Source organism: Massilia sp. Root133 (genome assembly GCF_001426525.1).
Classification (GTDB): Bacteria; Pseudomonadota; Gammaproteobacteria; order Burkholderiales; family Burkholderiaceae_D; genus Telluria; species Telluria orientalis.
Genome location: NZ_LMEW01000031.1, coordinates 215,893 through 232,047, shown reverse-complemented (window position 1 = coordinate 232,047; position 16,155 = coordinate 215,893). Strand labels below are relative to the sequence as shown.

Here is a 16,155-nt window from a genome sequence, read left to right as displayed (position 1 = left end):
ATTAACTGCTGAGTGACTGTAGCACACCTATAAAAAATACAATTTTCAATTGAGCGGCATAAAAAAAGGCGAGACTCCCAGGGGAGCCTCGCCTTCAGCCATCCGGTAAGGATGAATGCTTAACTAGTGGTTATTTCACATTTGGCAACCGATCAATTGCCGGGTTGTTTCAACATCGACATGTACGGCATCGCGCGCGACGCCATGCGGGTGTCGGCCTTCAACATGCCGGCCTCGTCGGCCAGGATGTGGGCAGCTTCCTGCAGATACACGTCCTTGGCGTTCTTGGCGGCCTTCTCGGCGGCCAGTTCCGCCGTCAGGCTGCGCTCGTCGCCCTGCAGGCCGTCGTCCGCGCTCGCCGCGCCCTTCAGCACGACATTCGTCTTCTTCGGGCTGGTCGGCGTCGGCACCTTGCCGCGCTGCTCCTTGCTGCCCGGGCCGGACACCGGCTCATCCGGATTATCCTTGCCGGCGAGGCGCGATTCACGCAGGCGGGCCTTCGCTTCCTGGTTCTCGCGCTCCTTGCGGCGCACGGTCTCGTTCAGCGAGATGAGATTGTCCTTGCGGACCTTCAGCGCCTCGGCGATGTCCTGCTCGATGTCCAGGAAGTCGCGGTCCTTCGCGACGCGGGAATCGTGCTTCTTCTGCAGCGGGTTGAACAGCTCCTTCAGGTCGCCCGACGGCATGTACGTCGCCGGCTTGATCTGTACCCACGGCAGCGCGTTGTCGTAAGACGATTCGCCGAAGTTGTCGTCGTCCGACGTGACCGGGAACCTGATGTCCGGGGTGACGCCGCGCAGCTGCGTGGTGCCGCCGTTGATGCGGAAGAACTGGGCGATCGTCATCTTGAGCTCGCCGTACTTCATCTTGTCGTTCTGCGAGAAGCGGTCGAGGTTGATCAGCGTCTGCACGGTGCCCTTGCCGAAGCTCGGCTCGCCGATGATGACGCCGCGGCCGTAATCCTGGATCGCGGCGGCGAAGATTTCCGACGCCGATGCCGAACCACGATTGATCAGCACGCCCATCGGGCCGTCCCACGCCAGGCCGGCGTCCGTGTCGCTCTCGACTTCGACGCGGCCTTCGGCGCTGCGCTGCTGCACGACCGGGCCCTTGTCGATGAACAGGCCCGTCAGCTCGACGGCCTCGATCAGCGAACCGCCGCCGTTGTTGCGCAGGTCGATCAGGACGTTGTCGACTTTCTCTTTCTTCAGTTCGCCGAGGATGCGCTTCACGTCGCGCGTCGCGCTCTTGAAGTCCTTGTCGCCCTTGCGGCGCGCCTCGAAGTCCTGGTAGAAGGTCGGCAGCTGGATCACGCCGATGCGGCGCTTCACGCCGTTGTCCGTGACCTCGATGACCTTCTTCTTGGCCGACTGCTCTTCCATGCTGATCTTCTGGCGCACGAGGGAGATCGTCGTGTGCTTGCCGTCCTGGCCGGCGTCGGCCGGCAGCACGTCCAGGCGGACCGTCGAGTTGCGCTCGCCGCGCACGAGCTGCACGACGTCGTCGATGCGCCAGCCCATCACGTCCGTGACTGGGCCGTTGCCCTGCGCGACGCCGACGATGCGGTCGCCCACCTTCAGCTTGCCGGATTTATCGGCCGGGCCGCCCGGGACGATCTCGCGGATCACGGTGTAGTCTTCGCGCGACTGCAGCACGGCGCCGATGCCGTCCAGCGACAGGCGCATGGCGATGTCGAAGTTCTCGGCCGAGCGCGGGCCCAGGTAGTTCGTGTGCGGCTCGATGGCCATCGCGTACGCGTTCATGAACATCTGGAACACGTCTTCGTTGTTCAACTTCTTGAGGCGGTTCTGGTAGCCCTCGTAACGCTTGTCCAGCGTCTCGCGGATCGCCTTCTCGTCCTTGCCGGCGAGCTTCAGGCGCAGCCAGTCGTTCTTGACGCGCTTGCGCCACAGATCCTTCGCCTCGTCCTCGTTCTTGGCCCACGGCGCCTTCTCGCGGTCGATCTGCAGCGATTCGTCCGTGGTGAAATCGAACTTGCCCTTCAACAGCTCACGCGCATACGTCATGCGGTCGAAGAAGCGCTGCTGGTACACGTTGTAGATCTGGAAAGGGACCGTCAGGTCTTCGTTGTTGATCGCATCGTCCAGCTTGGTGCGCACGGGCGCGAAGCTGTCGATGTCGGCCTGGGTGAAGTAGAGTTTCTCGCTGTCGAGCGCCTTGAAGTAAGCGTCGAAGATCTTCGCGGACATCGCGTCGTCCAGCGGCGTCGCCTTGTAGTGGTAGCGCGCGAGCACGCGCGAGGCCCACAGCGCGGCCTGGGTCTGGGCGGGGGCCGGCTTGATCTGGACGATGGGGGCCGTGTCGGTCTTGGCCGCGGCAACCTTCTCGGGCTGTGCCGTGACCACGTGGGCCGACATGGCAAACGCCAGCGCGACCGTCAACAACTGCTTCTTCATTCTTGGTTCTCCGGACGGGAATATTCATGCGACTGCTTGGCGGGAGGGCCGGCAGTCGCGCCGACGCAGCGGCGGATGCAACCCATTCTACAGGATAGCGCGGCGGCGCAGAGCCGGCTTGTACGTGTCTTCAGCCGAGCTTAAGTCTTCATGGCGCCCTCGTGCCTACGCTTTTACAAATCGAAACAAACTCGTTTGGAACCAACAGTAAGCCAGGCCGCCCGCCGCGATGATCAACAGATAAGGCCAGCTGCGCGCGCTCAATTTCCAGTCGACGGGCGATGGCCAGAACGACAGGAACTGCGGTGCCAGCAGCAGCGTCAGCGCCAGGTCGGCCGGACCGAAGTGCCACGGGGCGCGGGTGCGCCACCAGGCCACGGTCACCGGCACGAACAGCACGAGGAACGGCGCCAGCGCCGCGGGCGCGGCGTTGTACCAGCGCAGGTTGGCGAACGAGACGGAGCCGAGCTCCCACACGCGCCCGTTGCGGCGCGGGATGATGGTAAAACCGACGGGTTCGGCGCCCAGCAGCAGCCCGACCGAGAAATGCGCGAGCTCGTGGCAGAACGTGCCGACGGCGCTGAACAGGAAGAAGACGGGGTGCGCCCGCGTCACCATCCAGATCAGGAACGCGAGCGCGAGCGACGGCACGAGATACAGCAGCATCTCGCCCAGGCCGCAGGCCCAGGCGGGCAAATGGGAGGCGCAGCCCGCAAGCCAGGACATGGCCGCGGCGCGTCAGCCCAGGTAGAAACAGCGGGCGCAGGCCTGGCGGTAGCTCTCGTTGCCGCCGATGCTGACCTGCTCGCCTTCGCGGATGCGGCGTCCTTCCGGATCGACCCGGATGTTCATCGTCGCCTTCTTGCCGCACGTACAGATGTTCTTGATTTCCTCGATATCGTCGGCCAGCGCCAGCAGGTGCGCGGAGCCGGGGAACGGGTCGCCGCGGAAATCGCTGCGCAGGCCGTAGCAGATGACGGGCACGCCGCGCACCTGCGCCAGTTGGTGCAGCTGCACGACCTGCTCCTTCGTCAGGAACTGGGCTTCGTCGACGAGCACGCAGGACACGACCGGCGCCTTGTCCAGGAAATTCGTGGTCGTGTCGAACACGTCGGTCTGGCGCTGCGGACCGAGGCGCGACGTGATCTGGCCGACGCCGTAGCGGTCGTCGATGGCGGCCGTGTACAGCTGGACCTTCTGGCCCTGCTCTTCATAGTTGTGCGCCACCTGCAGCAACGACGTCGACTTGCCCGCGTTCATTGCCGAATACCTGAAATAGAGTTTTGCCACTGCCCTGTCCTGCCCTGGAATGCCGTTGTACGATCCGAGGATTATAGCAATCCCGCCGGCAATCGGACATGGCGCAGCGGGCCGCCGTCACTCGCCCGGATGGTATTTGCGCTCGAGCTGTTTTTCGATATCTTCCTTGTAATACAGCACGTCCTTGAATTCGCCGCGGCTGTACATCGCGGCCTGGTCCGCGAAATGGGGCGAGGCCGGATCCCCGCTCTCGCCGCCGGCCAGGATGCTCTTCGCGCGCACGCGCGGGCCGAACTCGACGGCGGCGACGAAACTGTTGCCGCGGTCGCCATAGATGCGCTTCGTCGTCTGCTTCGCCGTCATGCCGAACGACGCGAGCGAGCCCCAGTTGGCGGACGTGAAGCCGACGGGCAGGCTCGGCTTGTCGTCGTCGTACTGCTGGCCGACGGCGCCGGACAGGCGCTGGAAGCGGTTGATCTCGCCCCACGGCGTCTTCCAGCTGCCGAAGTCCGCCTGCAGTTTGTCGCTCGCGCGCGCCAGCGCATCCAGCCGTTCGCGCGAGGTCAGCTGCGTTTGCACGAAGTCGACCACCGGCACGCGCTGCGCCTTCGCGCGGCTCGATGCCTGCGCGACCATGTCCTGGCCCCAGTACACGGCAAGCGACGTCGGCACGGACGCCGTCGAGAAGCGCAGGTCCCAGCCGCGCAGCAGCGCCACCTGGTCGGCCAGGCGCCCCTTCAGCGGATCGCCGTCCGGCAGCGCCTCCCAATCCTTCACCACGGCCGGGACGAGCGGCTCGAACGCGGTCAGGTAGCTGTCGTAGGCCTTCGCGATGAGGCCGTCGAGCGTGACGTCGCGCGCATCGTGCAGCACGCGCTCCGCGTGGACGCCGCGCGGATTCTGCGGCAGCGACCACATATAGGCCGGATACGTCGCGCAATCCGGGCTGCTCGCGCCGAATCCCGTGCACGGCCAGTTGTTCGTGTTGGAGATATAGCCGCTCGCCGGATTGAACACCGTGATCGTCTCGCCGACGTCGTGCAGGCCCTTCCACTCGGTGGCCGGGTCGCTGCCGTCGACGGGCTTCGTCCAGTCGAAGCGCGGGTCGCGGCGCGGGATGAAATTGCCGTGGAAGTAGGCGATATTGCCGTCGGCATCCGCGTACACCGTGTTGTTCGATGAATTCGTGCGCAGGTCCATCACCTTGCGGAACGCCGCGTAGTCGCGCGCCTTCGTGCGGCCGTACGACTGCATGAGCGCGTGCATCGGGTCGTCCATCATGCGCACCGCGACCCACTTGCCGTCCTGCGCGCGGATCACGGGACCGTGGTGCGTGAAGTACGCCGTGACGGTGCGCGTGGCCATGCCGTGCGCGGTCCGATAAGGCAGCGCAATCGTCTTCGCGCGCACCGTGCGTTCGCCGGCGCCGTACTTGTACACAAACCCGCCGTCGCGCCGCTCCACCGTTTCCAGGTACTCGTCGATGACGTCGCCGCCGCCCGACGTGTGCATCCAGCCGATGCGGTCGTTGAAGCCCTGGTAGATGAAGAACTGGCCCCATGTGACGGCACCGTACGCGTTCAGGCCCTCCCCGCTCACCATGTGGATCTCGGGCCGGAAGTAGAACGACGTGTGCGGATTGATCATCAGCAGCGCGTGGCCGCCGGCCGCCAGCCGCGGCGCGATGGCGAAGCCGTTGGAGCCGCGCGGCTCCGGATCGAAGCCCTTGTCGGCCAGCGCCACGGCGGGCGCCGGTGCCGTCCCGTAGAACGCCTGCAAGGCCTTCAGGTCGATGGTCTCGATGTCGCCGCCGATGCTGCCCTCGCTGAACGCGAGCGCCATCCACGGCTCGAAACGCGTGATCAGCCTGGGCTTGACCTGCGGATGCGTGGCGAGATACCAGTTCAGGCCATCCGCGTACGCATCCATCAGCTTCTTGAGCCAGGCCGGGCTCTCCGCATACTTTGCCTTCAGCTCGGCCGGGTCGATGTACAGCTTCATGCGCAAATCGCGCCAGATCTCCTTCTCGCCCTCGACCTCGGCCAGCCGCCCCAACGCGTTGATGTAATTGAGCTCGACGCGGTTGAAATCGTCCTCGGCCTGCGCGTACAGCGTGCCGAACACGGCGTCCGCATCGGTCTTGCCGAAGACGTGCGGGATGCCCCATTTGTCGCGCAGGATCGTCACGCGCCGTGCCTGGGCCTGCAGGCGCGCGCGCTCGGAGGACGTCGAGGCGGCATGCGGCTTTGCGGCGGCATGCGCGGCCACGGGCTGGACGAGCGCGAACAGCGCGGCGCAGGCGATGGCGACCGGGGTCGCGCGGGACAGCGTCATGAGGGCGCCTCGTTCAGGCGCCGCCGAGCGCGGCGAGCTTCTGGCGCAGCACTTCGTTTTCCGTCATCAAGGTGGCGACGCGGTCCTTCAATTCGCCGACCTGGGCCCGCAAGGCCTTCACCTGGTCTTCCGGCGAATCCGGCACGGTCTCCTTCTTCGGCTTGGCGCCCGTCTTCTGTTCGCGCACCTGGCGCGCGGCCTGCTGCAGCTCCTTGCGTCCGCCGGCGACGGCCGCGACCTGCGCTTCCGGCGGCAGCGACGCGACGCTGGCGGCGGCGCTGACGGAAATCGTCCCGCTGCGCACGGCGTCGACCAGTTCCGGCGCCGCCGTCTTGCGGATGCGCTCGATCTGGCTGAGCGTGTTGGCCGACACGCGCGCGGCCTTGGCCACGTCTTCGCGCGTGCTCCACGGCGGGTCGACCGGATCGTCGGCAGGTTCCGGCGCCGGCTGGTCCGGCGGCGCCTCGGCGGCGCGCTGGGCGGCGCGCGCGGCGACGATTTCCTTCTTGCGCAGCGCGAGCATGCCGCGCTGGAAGTCGGACACGCTGCGGCGCGCGAGGTTATTGTCGATCACCCACAGCATGACGTCTTCGAGCGAGTCGAACTTGTCGTTGTTGACTGTACGAAACTCAATGCCGTGCTTCGTGCAGATCTCGTAGCGGTTATGCCCGTCGATCAGGACGTCGCGCCACAACACGAGCGCGTCGCGGCAGCCGTCGGCCAGCAGGCTGCGTTCGAGCGCGGCGTATTCGACGGGCGTGAGGGGGTCGATGAAAGAGCGGAGTTCCTCGTTGATCGTGATATTCAAAATGTGTCCTTGCATGTTTCCTGCCGCGGCGATGGCGGCCGCGGGCGTATCGCCCCGCATGCTACACCATGCGCCGCCGGCCGGCACGCGTCATGCATGTTGAATGGCAACATCGGCCGGATCGGCGCACAATGATGTGGACTCAGCCTTCAGGGAGCGAACGATGAATCGACGCCATGACCGCATCTCCGCCATGTTCATCGAGGCCGTGCTGGACGCCAGCCGGCACCATGGCACCGCCCGCGCCGCCCGCCTCCTGCAAGAGGACGGCGTGGCGTTCGACGTCGCGCTGCGCGTACTGACGCGCCCTGCGGGAAGGCGCCTGGGACCCCGTCCTCCGCATGTGCTGGTGGCGGCGGCGGCGGCCGTCGTGCGGCCGTTCGGGGCGGCGCATCCTCACCGTCGAGAAAGCCTACAAACCAACGGTTGAGGTTTGCACCATGCTCAATAACGATCGGTCGATATTGACCGCGCCCTGGTCGGGCAGATCAGGGCAAGACGATGATTGCGGAACGCCTCGCATTGTGCGGAACGATCGCAGGCGGAAAAAGGAGTGACGGCCAGCTGCCAAATGCGCAGAGGCACCTGGTGCCCGGAGCCGGGATCGAACCGGCACGCCATCGCTGGCACGGGATTTTAAGTCCCGGGTGTCTACCAGTTTCACCATCCGGGCAGCGCGCCGAATTCTAGCACAGCCAGACCCGATCAGGGTCGAAATTGCAATATTGACCGCGATGGCGCGGGTGTCATTCCGGCTTGGAGGTCAGGTCGGCGTGCGCCGGGTCATCCCGGTGACGACCCGGCGCAACCGCATGAGCCGCGCGCGCGACACCCCGAGCCGGAACGTCAAGGCCAGCACCGCCGCGCGCGGCCGGCCGGAGTGGCGGAACGCCAGCCACAGGCAGGACGCGGCGCGCCGGTCGTCGAGGACGAACAATCCATAGGCCGCCCACCACATCTTGTCGGCCCACAGCGCGCGCTGTTGCCGCGTCAGGCGGTCCGAGCGCAACCATTTCTGGCGGATCAGGAAATTCGAGTGGTGATACCAGGCGCTCGGCTGGGCAAACACGGTACGCACCACGGACGTGGCCACGATACGGTAGTACGCCACGACCTCGGGCTGGAAAGCGAAGGCATAACGGTCCGCCAGCCGCAGCCACATGTCGTAGTCTTCGTAGTTCAGGCGTTCGTCGTAGCCGCCGACGGCCTCCAGTGCGTCGCGCCGGATCAGCGTCGCCATGGCGGGGATGAAATTGCCGTCGGCCAGCCTGTTGAAGATCCGTCCCTGCGGCGGGTCGGTGACGCCATGCGCCTCGATGAAGGGTTTGGGGAGCAATGCTCCCGCCTCATCCATCTGCCCGGCATCGGCATAGATGACGGCCGTGTCGGCGTCGAGCGATTGCGCCAGCGCCACCTGCGATGCCAGCTTGTGCGGCAGCCAGGTGTCGTCGGTGGCGGTCATGCTGACATACGTACCTTGCGCCAGCGCCAGCGCTTCGTTCAGCGAGGCACAGATACCGCGGTTGACCTCGTGGCGGATGAAACGGGCCGCCGGATAATGCTCGGCCAGCCAATTCGCGATGACCTGCGGCGAATGATCGCGCGAGCAGTCGTCGATCACGATCAGTTCGAAGTCCTGGAACGTCTGGGCGCGAATGCTCTCCAGGCAGTCCAGCACGAAACGCTCGTGGTTATAGCAGAGGGCGATGACGGTGACGGTAGGGGTGCGCATGGATTGCCGATGCTCTAAATATAAGAACGATTGCCAGATAGTAGCTCAGCTGTAGGAAAATTCCTACCCGCTAACTGCCTGACGTTGCGTACTTACATCGCTCGCCGTCCACGAGGCGTGCATCCGCGATCCGGTTCCGCCCGCCCCGCTTGGCCGCATACAGCGCCGCATCCGCCCGCTGCAACAGGTTCGCCAGCGACTCCCCATCAGCGAGACTGCCCACCCCCACGCTGACCGTGTAGCGCACGGCCACGCCCCCTGGTCCGGCTACGGCGGCCCGTTCGAGCGTGCGCCGCAATTCGTCGGCAAGACACACGGCCGTGTCCGCATCCGAATCCGGTAGCAGGACGGCGAATTCCTCCCCGCCCAGGCGGGCGCACCCGTCGCCGCGCAGCACGGCGGCCGTCCGTGCGACGAGGTCGGCCAGCACCCGGTCGCCGACGGCGTGGCCGTGAGTGTCGTTGATGGACTTGAAGTGGTCGACGTCGAAGATCAGCACCGACAGCGTCCTGCCCGCGCGCACGGCATCCGCGTGGGCGCGCTCGGCGCGGCCAAAGAAGGCGCGGCGCGACCAGGCGCCCGTCAGGTGGTCGTGTTCCGCCGCATACCGGGCCTGGCCGATCAGGCCGGCGTTCGCCATCATCACGGCGCCCAGGGTCAGGCCCGGCAGCGCCAGCGTGCCGAGGGCGAAGCAGACGAGGTTGACGGGCGACGCGTCGAACAGCGTGACCTGGGCGTCATGGTGGGACGCGTACATCAGCGCGCGCACCGCGTGGGCCGCCGCCAGGGTCAGCGCGGCGCCGAACGCGAACCGGATCGGATAACGGGCCCGGCCGGGCTGCGCCCAGGGCCGCAGTCCCCAGGCCATGGCGACGCACACGATGCCGTGAAACAGGGACGACAGCGCGACCCGCACCGCCATCGCGTCCACGACGTAGTGGAAAACACCCAGCGCCGCGGTCGACGCAGCCACCAGCACGGCCAGCGCACCGTACGGCGCCGGACGGTCGAGGTGGCGCTGGAAGCCGGCATGCATCAGTGCCGGCGCGCACAGGAACAGCAGGTTCGCGATGTCGATCGACAGCACGTCCGCGATCCGCCCGCGGCCGGCGAACAGCAGCAGCGCCGCGATGGCCAGGACGTTCGCGACCGTCCACTCGCGCATGCCGGGCACCCCGCTGCGTGCCAGCGAGCGCAGGACCATCAGCATGATCGCCGACAGTGCGATGGTGACAAGTAAAAGGAGTAAGGCGCTCAAATCGAAACGGGCTGGATGGGCTGGACGTGCAACACTGTCGAGACTGGCACAAGTCCCGGGAAAGGCGCGCGAAATTGCGCGGTGGAAATAAACATAAGTTTAGCAAATTTGAGTGCCGTGATATTGCCGAGAAGGAATTGTTCACGCTTTTTTGGCAAAATCGTCGAAAAAATGCCGACCACGATGATGCAGAAACAACAGGGCAGCCGGCCGGCCGCGACGCGCATCCAGTCCGTCGACGTCTTCCGGGTCCTGGCGATCGCCGCCGTCATCGCGCTGCACACCGCGCCGCGCGCAGGCCTCGACGCGGTCGGACTGCGCTTCGACGCCCGCACGGTATGCGACCAGCTGGAACGCTTCGCCGTGCCGCTGTTCTTCATGTTGTCCGGCTATTTCTGGGCCGGCCGCTGCCGGGACCGTGCCGCATGCCGGACGGCCGGCGTCGCGCTCGCCCGGCGCATCCTCGTGCTGTTCGCCGCCTGGTCCGCGATTTATTTCCTCATCACGGTCGCGGCGGTGGGCTGGGCGGCCGCCACGCGCCCCCTGCCCGGCCTGCCCACCCTGCTACTGCAAGGCACCAAGGCCCATCTGTGGTTCCTGCCAGCACTTGCACTGGCAGCACTCGTCACCGGCGCCCTGCTCGCGCGCGGGCGGGAGCGCACCCTGCTCGTGCTGGCGCTGGCGCTGTACGCGGCCGGCCTCGCCGGCAAGGCGTACGCCGATACGCCCATCGGCTTCCACACGCCCGTCAACATGCGCAACGGGCCGTGCTTCAGCCTGATCATGTTCGTCACCGGCGTCCGTCTGCAGCGCCTGGGCCCGCGGCCCGCATGGCGCCGGCTCGGTCCCGCGCTGGCGCTGGGCGGACTGGCCCTCCAGCTGGCCGAGGTCGCCTGGCTGCATGCACATTGGGGTACGAACATGGCACAGGATTTCGTGCTCGGCACCTATTTCTATGGATTGGGCATGACAATGCTGGCCCTGTCCGATCCGGCGCCGCTGCGCTGTTCCCGCCTCGCCGGGCTCGGTCCGCTGGTGCTGGGGATTTATGCGTCGCACTTCCTGTTCGTCGACCTGCTTGCCGGCCCGGATGCGCCGCTGCGCGCCATCCCCGGCTGGGACATCATCGTCGTCGCCCTCGTCTTCGCGCTGTCGCTGGCGCTGACGGGCTTGTTGTGGCGGTTCGCGCCCACGCGCCGCCTGGTCGCATGAATCCGGAAGCACCACGTACGGACTGGCCGGCACGGCGCGCTAACGGACGACCGTCGTCGCCCATCTGCGCTACCATCGTCCCATGTGTGGACGATTTGACCAAAGCCAGACCGCGCGCCATTACGCCAACCTGATCGGCTGGACCGACGCCGTGTTCGACAGCGAGTCGAGACCAACGACGAATGCGGCGCCCGGCACCTACCGCCCCGTCATGCACGTGCAGGACGGCGAGCAGCGCGTGGACGACGTGTTCTGGAGTTACCGCGCGAAATGGGCTGAAGGCAAGGTGCCCATCGTCATCAACGCCCGGCTGGAAAAGCTGGCCAACCGCTACTGGTCGCGGCTCGTCAAGAACGGGCGCGGCATCGTGCCCGCCGAGGGCTGGTACGAGTGGACGGGAGAAAAAGGCCACAAGCAGCCCTGGCACATCCACCGCAAGGACCACGCCCCGCTGTTCATGCTGGCCGTCGCCAATTTCGGCCCGTTCGAGGAGAACCGCGCCGAGGCGGGTTTCGTCATCGTCACGGACGACGCCTCCGGCGGCATGCTGGACATCCACGACCGCCGCCCCGTCGTGCTGGAGGCGGAAGACGCGAAACTCTGGCTCGATCCGGGCCTGTCGCCCCAGCAGGCCATCGAACTGGCGCGCCATGCGGCCGTGCCCGCGGATGCCTTCGAATGGTACAAGGTCAGCACGGCCGTCAACCGGGCCGGCGCCGACGGGCCGGAGATCGTCCGGCCGCTGGACGACTAACCTGTCCCACAGTCATTCATTGCCTCGGCCAGCTTCGCAACGAAAGCTGAGAACCGCTATTGCAAACGCCGTTATGAGCTAGGTCGTATCGAATGTCGCAACCAAGCGCGGCGATCGATGGTCATACGAGACCGCAAGACATGACGAAAGGGTTGCGCAATGGGTGACTACCTGAGGATCCAAGAAATGTTGAAGGAAGGCGAAGCCTATGCCGGCCTGATACTCGGCAAGAACGGCGAGTCCGACTACCACCTGGTGCTGTTGCCGGACGAAGCGTCCGACGTCAGCTGGCCTGCCGCGCGCGAATGGGCTGCCGCACAGCAAGGCGAGCTGCCGACACGGCGCGAACTCGCCCTGCTGTTCGCCAACCTGCGCGAAGGCTTCGACCGCGTCTGGTACTGGTCGAACGAGTCCCACGACACACGGCCGCAACTGGTCTGGGGGCAGAATTTTGCCAGCGGCATCCAGACCGTGTATGGCCGTCCGTTCCGCGGGCATGCCCGCGCGATCCGGCGCATCGACGCCGGATGACGGCCACGGCAGGCGGTGCGCCGCCTGCCGCAGCGCTGCTGCTTTTACTTCGTCGTCTTCGCCTCGGTGAAGACGTTGGAGCGGCCGATGGGCTGATCCATGTTGGCCAGGAACCAGGCCGTCGTCGCCATGACGGCGGCGTGGCGGCGCAGGTTTTCCGGATTCACCTTATCGAAGGTATCGGCGGGGGTATGGTGATAATTGAAGTAATCGGACGAATCGATCCACGGTTCGAAAGTCGGCACGCCCGAATCTTCCAGGTCGTGCAGGTCGCCGGCACCGACGACGTCGTCGCGGCGGAATGCGCCCGCGCCCATCGGATACAGGGCAGCCTGCAGCGGCGCCAGCAGCTTCGCGCCGGCCACGCCGATGCCCGCGTGCAGGCCGAACGGACGGCCCGAGCCGCCGTCGTCCTCGTACGCCGCGACATGCTTCTCGGCGAGCTTCTTGTTGACGGCGTCATACGTGTGCCCGCCGCGGCCGCCGTTCTCCTCGTTCATCCAGGCGACGACGCGGATCGTGCGGCGCGGCCGGTAATCCAGCTTGCGCAGCGTGTTGATCACTTCCATCGCGCTGACGACACCGGACGCATCGTCGTTGGCGCCGGTGGCGAGGTCCCACGAATCCAGGTGGCCCGACACGATCACGATCTCGTCGGCCTTGTCCGTGCCCGGCCAGTCGGCGATCACGTTGTAGCTGTCGGCGTCCGGCAGGATCTGCGGCGTCAGGGTCAGGTGCATCGTGACGGGGCCGCGCTTCGACAGGCGCGCGATCAGCAGCGAGTCTTCGATCGTGACCGCCGCCGCCGGGATGCGCGCATCGTCCTTGAGGAGCGTGGCGCCCGTGTGCGGGATGCGGTAAGCGGCACCGCCGACGGCGCGCACGAGGGCCGCCGCGGCGCCCATCTCGGCCGCCATGCGCGGGCCGGCCCCGCGGAACGCGACGGCCTGGCCATACGCGGTGCCTGCCAGGCCGCGGTCGGCCATGTTCTGGTCGAACGGCACGTCGAACAGGACGATGCGGCCCTTCACTTCGGCCGCGCGCGCCTTCAGTTCCTCGAACGTGCGCACGACGATCACCGGCGCCGTGATGCCGGCGGCCGGGGTCGCGCCCGATCCGCCCAGCGCGGTCAGCACGATTTTTTGCGTCACGCCCGCCGGACGGCCCTGGTAGTCCACGAGCGCCGCCTTCTCCTCGCCGCGCACCCAGTGCGGCACCTTGATCGGCTGCAGCGTGACCTTGGCGCCCAGCTTGCGCAGCTCGTCGGCGACCTGCGTCACGGCGGCGGCGGCGCCGGGCGAACCCGACAGGCGCGGGCCGACCAGGTCCGTCAGGTCTTCCAGCCGCTGGTACGCGTAATCGCTTTGCAAGGCCGTATCGCGCACCTTGGCGAGCGCGGCCGGGTCATTACCGGGAGTGGCGGCGTTCGCGGTAGTGCCCAGCAGGCAGGCGGCGAGCAGGCTCAAGGCGGGGAGACGGAGGCGATTCATGCTTGCAATCCTTTGGTCGGGGGAAAAACCAAAACGATAACGCATCCGCTTGTTTTTGGGGAAATATATTGGCGTAGTCAATCACACGCGGCCTGGCACCAGGCGCACGAGCGTGATCTCGGACGGCGCGCCGAAGCGTTTCGGGGGCCCCCAATACCCGGTGCCGCGGCTCGTGTACACCCACAGGGAGCGCACGCGGTTCAGACCGGCGACGAATGGTTGCTGCAGCGGCACGAACAAATTCCACGGGAAGAACTGGCCGCCATGGGTATGGCCGGACAATTGCAGGTCGAAGCCGGCGTCGGCCGCGGCCGGCGCCGTACGCGGCTGGTGGGCCAGCAGGATGCGCACGGCCACGTCGTCCGGCGCGCCCGCGGCGGCGAGGTGCGGGTCGCTCTTGTGGGCGGGATTGAAATGCTGCGCCGTGTAATCCGTGACGCCGGCAATCATGAGCTTGGCCCCGCCGCGGCGCCGGATCACGTGCTCGTTCAGCAACACGCGCAGGCCCAGGCGGCGCACTTCCGCGATCCATTGCTCGGCGCCGGAATAGTATTCATGGTTGCCGGTGACGAAGAACGCACCGTCCGGCGCGGACAGGCGCGCCAGCGGTTCCGTGTGCATGGCCAGGCGCTGCACGCTGCCGTCGACGAGGTCGCCCGTGATGGCGATGGCATCCGGCCTGAGTGCGTTGACCTTCGTGACGATGGCGTTCAGATACGGCCGGCGGATGGTCGGGCCCACGTGGATGTCGGAAATCTGCGCGATCGAATACCCGTGCAGGTCTTCCGGCAGGCCGTCGATCGGCACCTCGACCTTGACGACGCGCGCCACGCGGCGGGCGTTGACGAACCCGATGCACGTGATGGCCAGTGCGAGCAGCGGCACCGCGACGGCGCTGTCGTGGGTGAAGCCGGGCCCGCCGGCGCCGCCCAGCGCGAGGGCCACCAGCAAGAGGTCGCGCAGCAGGGTCAGCACGAACAGCGAGGAAAACAGACCCATCGCGAGCAGCCCGGCCCACGTGAGCGGTTCGGTCCAGCGCGTGCGGCGCAGGCTCGGTGCGACGAGGCCGATACGTACGAGCGCGGCCGACAGGGCGAGCAGCACGGCCCCCGCCAGCATGCCGATGACACCGGCGTCCAGCGCAGGCAACAGCCGCAGGCCGATGTAGGCGTGCAACAGCAGGAGGATGGCAAGAATGGAAACGAAAGAACGCCGGCGCGCCATGGTAGGTTCGTACAGTCGGTGACGCTTCCAAGATGGGGCGGCATGCGCCGACTGCAAGGCCTGCCTGTAACCGATGTTACCGGGGCGGAAGCAGATGTAATAATCTGTATTAACGCGTGGCAGCATACACGGATGTATCTATGATGATTGCATGCCCGGCGTAGTTGCGATCATCCCGATCCCCGTTGAGGCGCAAGGAACTAACCATGTTGAAGAAAAAATGCATTGGTGCCATGCTCCTGGCCGCAGCTGCCGTGTCCACCTCGGCAATGGCTGGCGATCGGGGTGTGAACACGGTCGTGGGCGCACTGGCCGGCGCCGCCATCGGCGGCAGCGTGGGCGGTCGCGACGGCGCGCTTGTCGGGGGTGCCATCGGCGCCGCGGTCGGCAATTCGGTCCGCACCAACGACGACTATTACTACCGCAACCGCGGCTACGCCTACTCGGGTGGCTATTCGAACGGCTATTCCGGCGGCTATTCCGGCGGCTATTACCAGGCGGCACCGGCCTACGTCGAGTCGCGTCCGGTATATGTGGAATCGCCCCGCTATTACTACAACGCGCGCCCGGACGTCGTCGTCGTCGAACGGGGCCGCGGCTACGACCACGACCGCGGCGGCCATCGCGGCTGGGACCGCGACCGCGGCGGCTACGACCGCGACCGCGGCGGCTGGGACCGCGGCCATGACCGTGGCTGGCACCGCTGATCGCAGCAACAGCCAACTTTGAGAACCGCGCCTCGTGCGCGGTTTTTTATTGGCTGTGTTCGCGCTATTTGTGTGAACTGAGATTCGTTGCAGAGGTCAGACGCATCGTCGAGTTAACTCATGAGGAGTGACGATGCGGCCTGACGTTCGACGACTGGTTCGCCATGCTGTTGGCGGTGCAGTTGTCGCCAGACGACCTGGCTCGGCTACGGGAATGGATCGCCCGCAACGCGGATCCCCACCCCGGACGTCGACGCGATGCCGAAGATCCCCGGCGGCACGTGCGGCGCGACGACGAGCACGGTACCGACGACGAAGACGGCGAACACCGGGGTGCTGAACGTGGCTTTGGACAAGGCTGCCTCGACAAGTTGTTAGCACTACAATCTTGTCGACTCTGACGTGTTTTCTCCGTCCCCCTGCTATTC

At 66.4% G+C, this 16,155-nt stretch carries 15 protein-coding genes and 1 tRNA gene; 5 read left to right on the top strand and 11 right to left on the bottom strand.

Translation table 11 applies throughout. From position 1 onward, the window contains the following. Positions 1-152 precede the first annotated feature (152 nt). From ASD28_RS19100 to ASD28_RS19080, 5 genes are all read right to left on the bottom strand, one after another. Positions 153-2,417, bottom strand: coding sequence for a carboxy terminal-processing peptidase (locus ASD28_RS19100; protein WP_056131617.1), 2,265 nt, complete (start codon positions 2,415-2,417; stop codon positions 153-155). A 165-nt stretch (positions 2,418-2,582) separates the two neighbouring features. Continuing rightward, positions 2,583-3,143, bottom strand: coding sequence for a hypothetical protein (locus ASD28_RS19095; protein WP_056131613.1), 561 nt, complete (start codon positions 3,141-3,143; stop codon positions 2,583-2,585). A gap of 12 nt (positions 3,144-3,155) precedes the next feature. Next, positions 3,156-3,707 carry a thymidine kinase gene (locus ASD28_RS19090; protein ID WP_056131610.1) on the bottom strand — a complete coding sequence of 184 codons (552 nt, stop codon included), beginning with the start codon at positions 3,705-3,707 and terminating at the stop codon, positions 3,156-3,158. 87 nt (positions 3,708-3,794) lie between these two features. Next, positions 3,795-6,011 (bottom strand): penicillin acylase family protein, encoded by a 2,217-nt coding sequence (locus ASD28_RS19085; protein WP_056131607.1) that lies wholly within the window; start codon positions 6,009-6,011, stop codon positions 3,795-3,797. A gap of 13 nt (positions 6,012-6,024) precedes the next feature. Continuing rightward, on the bottom strand, positions 6,025-6,819 hold the full coding sequence (locus ASD28_RS19080) for a hypothetical protein (RefSeq protein ID WP_056131604.1): 795 nt from the start codon (positions 6,817-6,819) through the stop codon (positions 6,025-6,027). A 163-nt stretch (positions 6,820-6,982) separates the two neighbouring features. Between ASD28_RS19080 and ASD28_RS31945 the strand changes: the two genes are divergently transcribed. Then, the gene (locus tag ASD28_RS31945) at positions 6,983-7,249 is read left to right on the top strand and encodes a hypothetical protein (RefSeq protein WP_156403791.1); all 267 of its coding nucleotides are present in this window, start codon (positions 6,983-6,985) and stop codon (positions 7,247-7,249) included. Positions 7,250-7,405: 156 nt separating this feature from the next. Here the strand turns inward: ASD28_RS31945 and ASD28_RS19070 are convergent. The 3 genes from ASD28_RS19070 to ASD28_RS19060 all read right to left on the bottom strand — a co-directional run bounded on the left by ASD28_RS19070 (position 7,406) and on the right by ASD28_RS19060 (position 9,761). After that, a tRNA-Leu gene (locus ASD28_RS19070) sits at positions 7,406-7,492 on the bottom strand. Positions 7,493-7,582: 90 nt separating this feature from the next. Beyond that, on the bottom strand, positions 7,583-8,551 hold the full coding sequence (locus tag ASD28_RS19065) for a glycosyltransferase (RefSeq protein ID WP_056131596.1): 969 nt from the start codon (positions 8,549-8,551) through the stop codon (positions 7,583-7,585). Between the two features lie 70 nt (positions 8,552-8,621). Further along, entirely contained in the window at positions 8,622-9,761 is a 1,140-nt protein-coding gene (locus ASD28_RS19060; RefSeq protein ID WP_056131593.1) for a diguanylate cyclase, read from the bottom strand. A gap of 231 nt (positions 9,762-9,992) precedes the next feature. On the opposite strand from ASD28_RS19060, the gene ASD28_RS19055 reads away from it, so the two are divergent. The 3 genes from ASD28_RS19055 to ASD28_RS19045 all read left to right on the top strand — a co-directional run bounded on the left by ASD28_RS19055 (position 9,993) and on the right by ASD28_RS19045 (position 12,306). Next, the gene (locus ASD28_RS19055) at positions 9,993-11,021 is read left to right on the top strand and encodes an acyltransferase (RefSeq protein ID WP_160409823.1); all 1,029 of its coding nucleotides are present in this window, start codon (positions 9,993-9,995) and stop codon (positions 11,019-11,021) included. An 82-nt stretch (positions 11,022-11,103) separates the two neighbouring features. Then, complete coding sequence (locus ASD28_RS19050) at positions 11,104-11,775, top strand: SOS response-associated peptidase (RefSeq protein WP_056131587.1); 672 nt, start codon at positions 11,104-11,106, stop codon at positions 11,773-11,775. A 186-nt stretch (positions 11,776-11,961) separates the two neighbouring features. Further along, complete coding sequence (locus ASD28_RS19045; protein ID WP_229412127.1) at positions 11,962-12,306, top strand: DUF1566 domain-containing protein; 345 nt, start codon at positions 11,962-11,964, stop codon at positions 12,304-12,306. Between the two features lie 44 nt (positions 12,307-12,350). Here ASD28_RS19045 and ASD28_RS19040 read toward each other — a convergent pair whose 3' ends face one another. Then, positions 12,351-13,796 carry a M20/M25/M40 family metallo-hydrolase gene (locus tag ASD28_RS19040; RefSeq protein ID WP_056131581.1) on the bottom strand — a complete coding sequence of 482 codons (1,446 nt, stop codon included), beginning with the start codon at positions 13,794-13,796 and terminating at the stop codon, positions 12,351-12,353. Between the two features lie 81 nt (positions 13,797-13,877). Continuing rightward, a complete protein-coding gene (locus tag ASD28_RS19035) occupies positions 13,878-15,020 on the bottom strand; it encodes a metallophosphoesterase (protein ID WP_056131579.1) in 1,143 nt (380 codons plus the stop codon). 206 nt (positions 15,021-15,226) lie between these two features. On the opposite strand from ASD28_RS19035, the gene ASD28_RS31940 reads away from it, so the two are divergent. Continuing rightward, entirely contained in the window at positions 15,227-15,727 is a 501-nt protein-coding gene (locus ASD28_RS31940; protein ID WP_056131576.1) for a glycine zipper domain-containing protein, read from the top strand. Between the two features lie 206 nt (positions 15,728-15,933). On the opposite strand, the gene ASD28_RS31935 is transcribed toward ASD28_RS31940, so the two are convergent. Next, a complete protein-coding gene (locus ASD28_RS31935; RefSeq protein WP_156403792.1) occupies positions 15,934-16,083 on the bottom strand; it encodes a hypothetical protein in 150 nt (49 codons plus the stop codon). Positions 16,084-16,155: the final 72 nt, after the last annotated feature.

Coding starts and splice junctions, on each gene's coding strand:
- ASD28_RS19045 (WP_229412127.1), top strand. CDS start 11,962: ATGTTGAAGGAAGGCGAAGCCTATGCCGGCCTGATACTCGGCAAGAAC.
- ASD28_RS19060 (WP_056131593.1), bottom strand. CDS start 9,761: ATGCTGATGGTCCTGCGCTCGCTGGCACGCAGCGGGGTGCCCGGCATG.
- ASD28_RS19050 (WP_056131587.1), top strand. CDS start 11,104: ATGTGTGGACGATTTGACCAAAGCCAGACCGCGCGCCATTACGCCAAC.
- ASD28_RS19085 (WP_056131607.1), bottom strand. CDS start 6,011: ATGACGCTGTCCCGCGCGACCCCGGTCGCCATCGCCTGCGCCGCGCTG.
- ASD28_RS19040 (WP_056131581.1), bottom strand. CDS start 13,796: ATGAATCGCCTCCGTCTCCCCGCCTTGAGCCTGCTCGCCGCCTGCCTG.
- ASD28_RS19035 (WP_056131579.1), bottom strand. CDS start 15,020: ATGGCGCGCCGGCGTTCTTTCGTTTCCATTCTTGCCATCCTCCTGCTG.
- ASD28_RS19065 (WP_056131596.1), bottom strand. CDS start 8,551: ATGCGCACCCCTACCGTCACCGTCATCGCCCTCTGCTATAACCACGAG.
- ASD28_RS19055 (WP_160409823.1), top strand. CDS start 9,993: ATGATGCAGAAACAACAGGGCAGCCGGCCGGCCGCGACGCGCATCCAG.
- ASD28_RS19095 (WP_056131613.1), bottom strand. CDS start 3,143: ATGTCCTGGCTTGCGGGCTGCGCCTCCCATTTGCCCGCCTGGGCCTGC.
- ASD28_RS31940 (WP_056131576.1), top strand. CDS start 15,227: ATGTTGAAGAAAAAATGCATTGGTGCCATGCTCCTGGCCGCAGCTGCC.
- ASD28_RS19100 (WP_056131617.1), bottom strand. CDS start 2,417: ATGAAGAAGCAGTTGTTGACGGTCGCGCTGGCGTTTGCCATGTCGGCC.
- ASD28_RS31945 (WP_156403791.1), top strand. CDS start 6,983: ATGAATCGACGCCATGACCGCATCTCCGCCATGTTCATCGAGGCCGTG.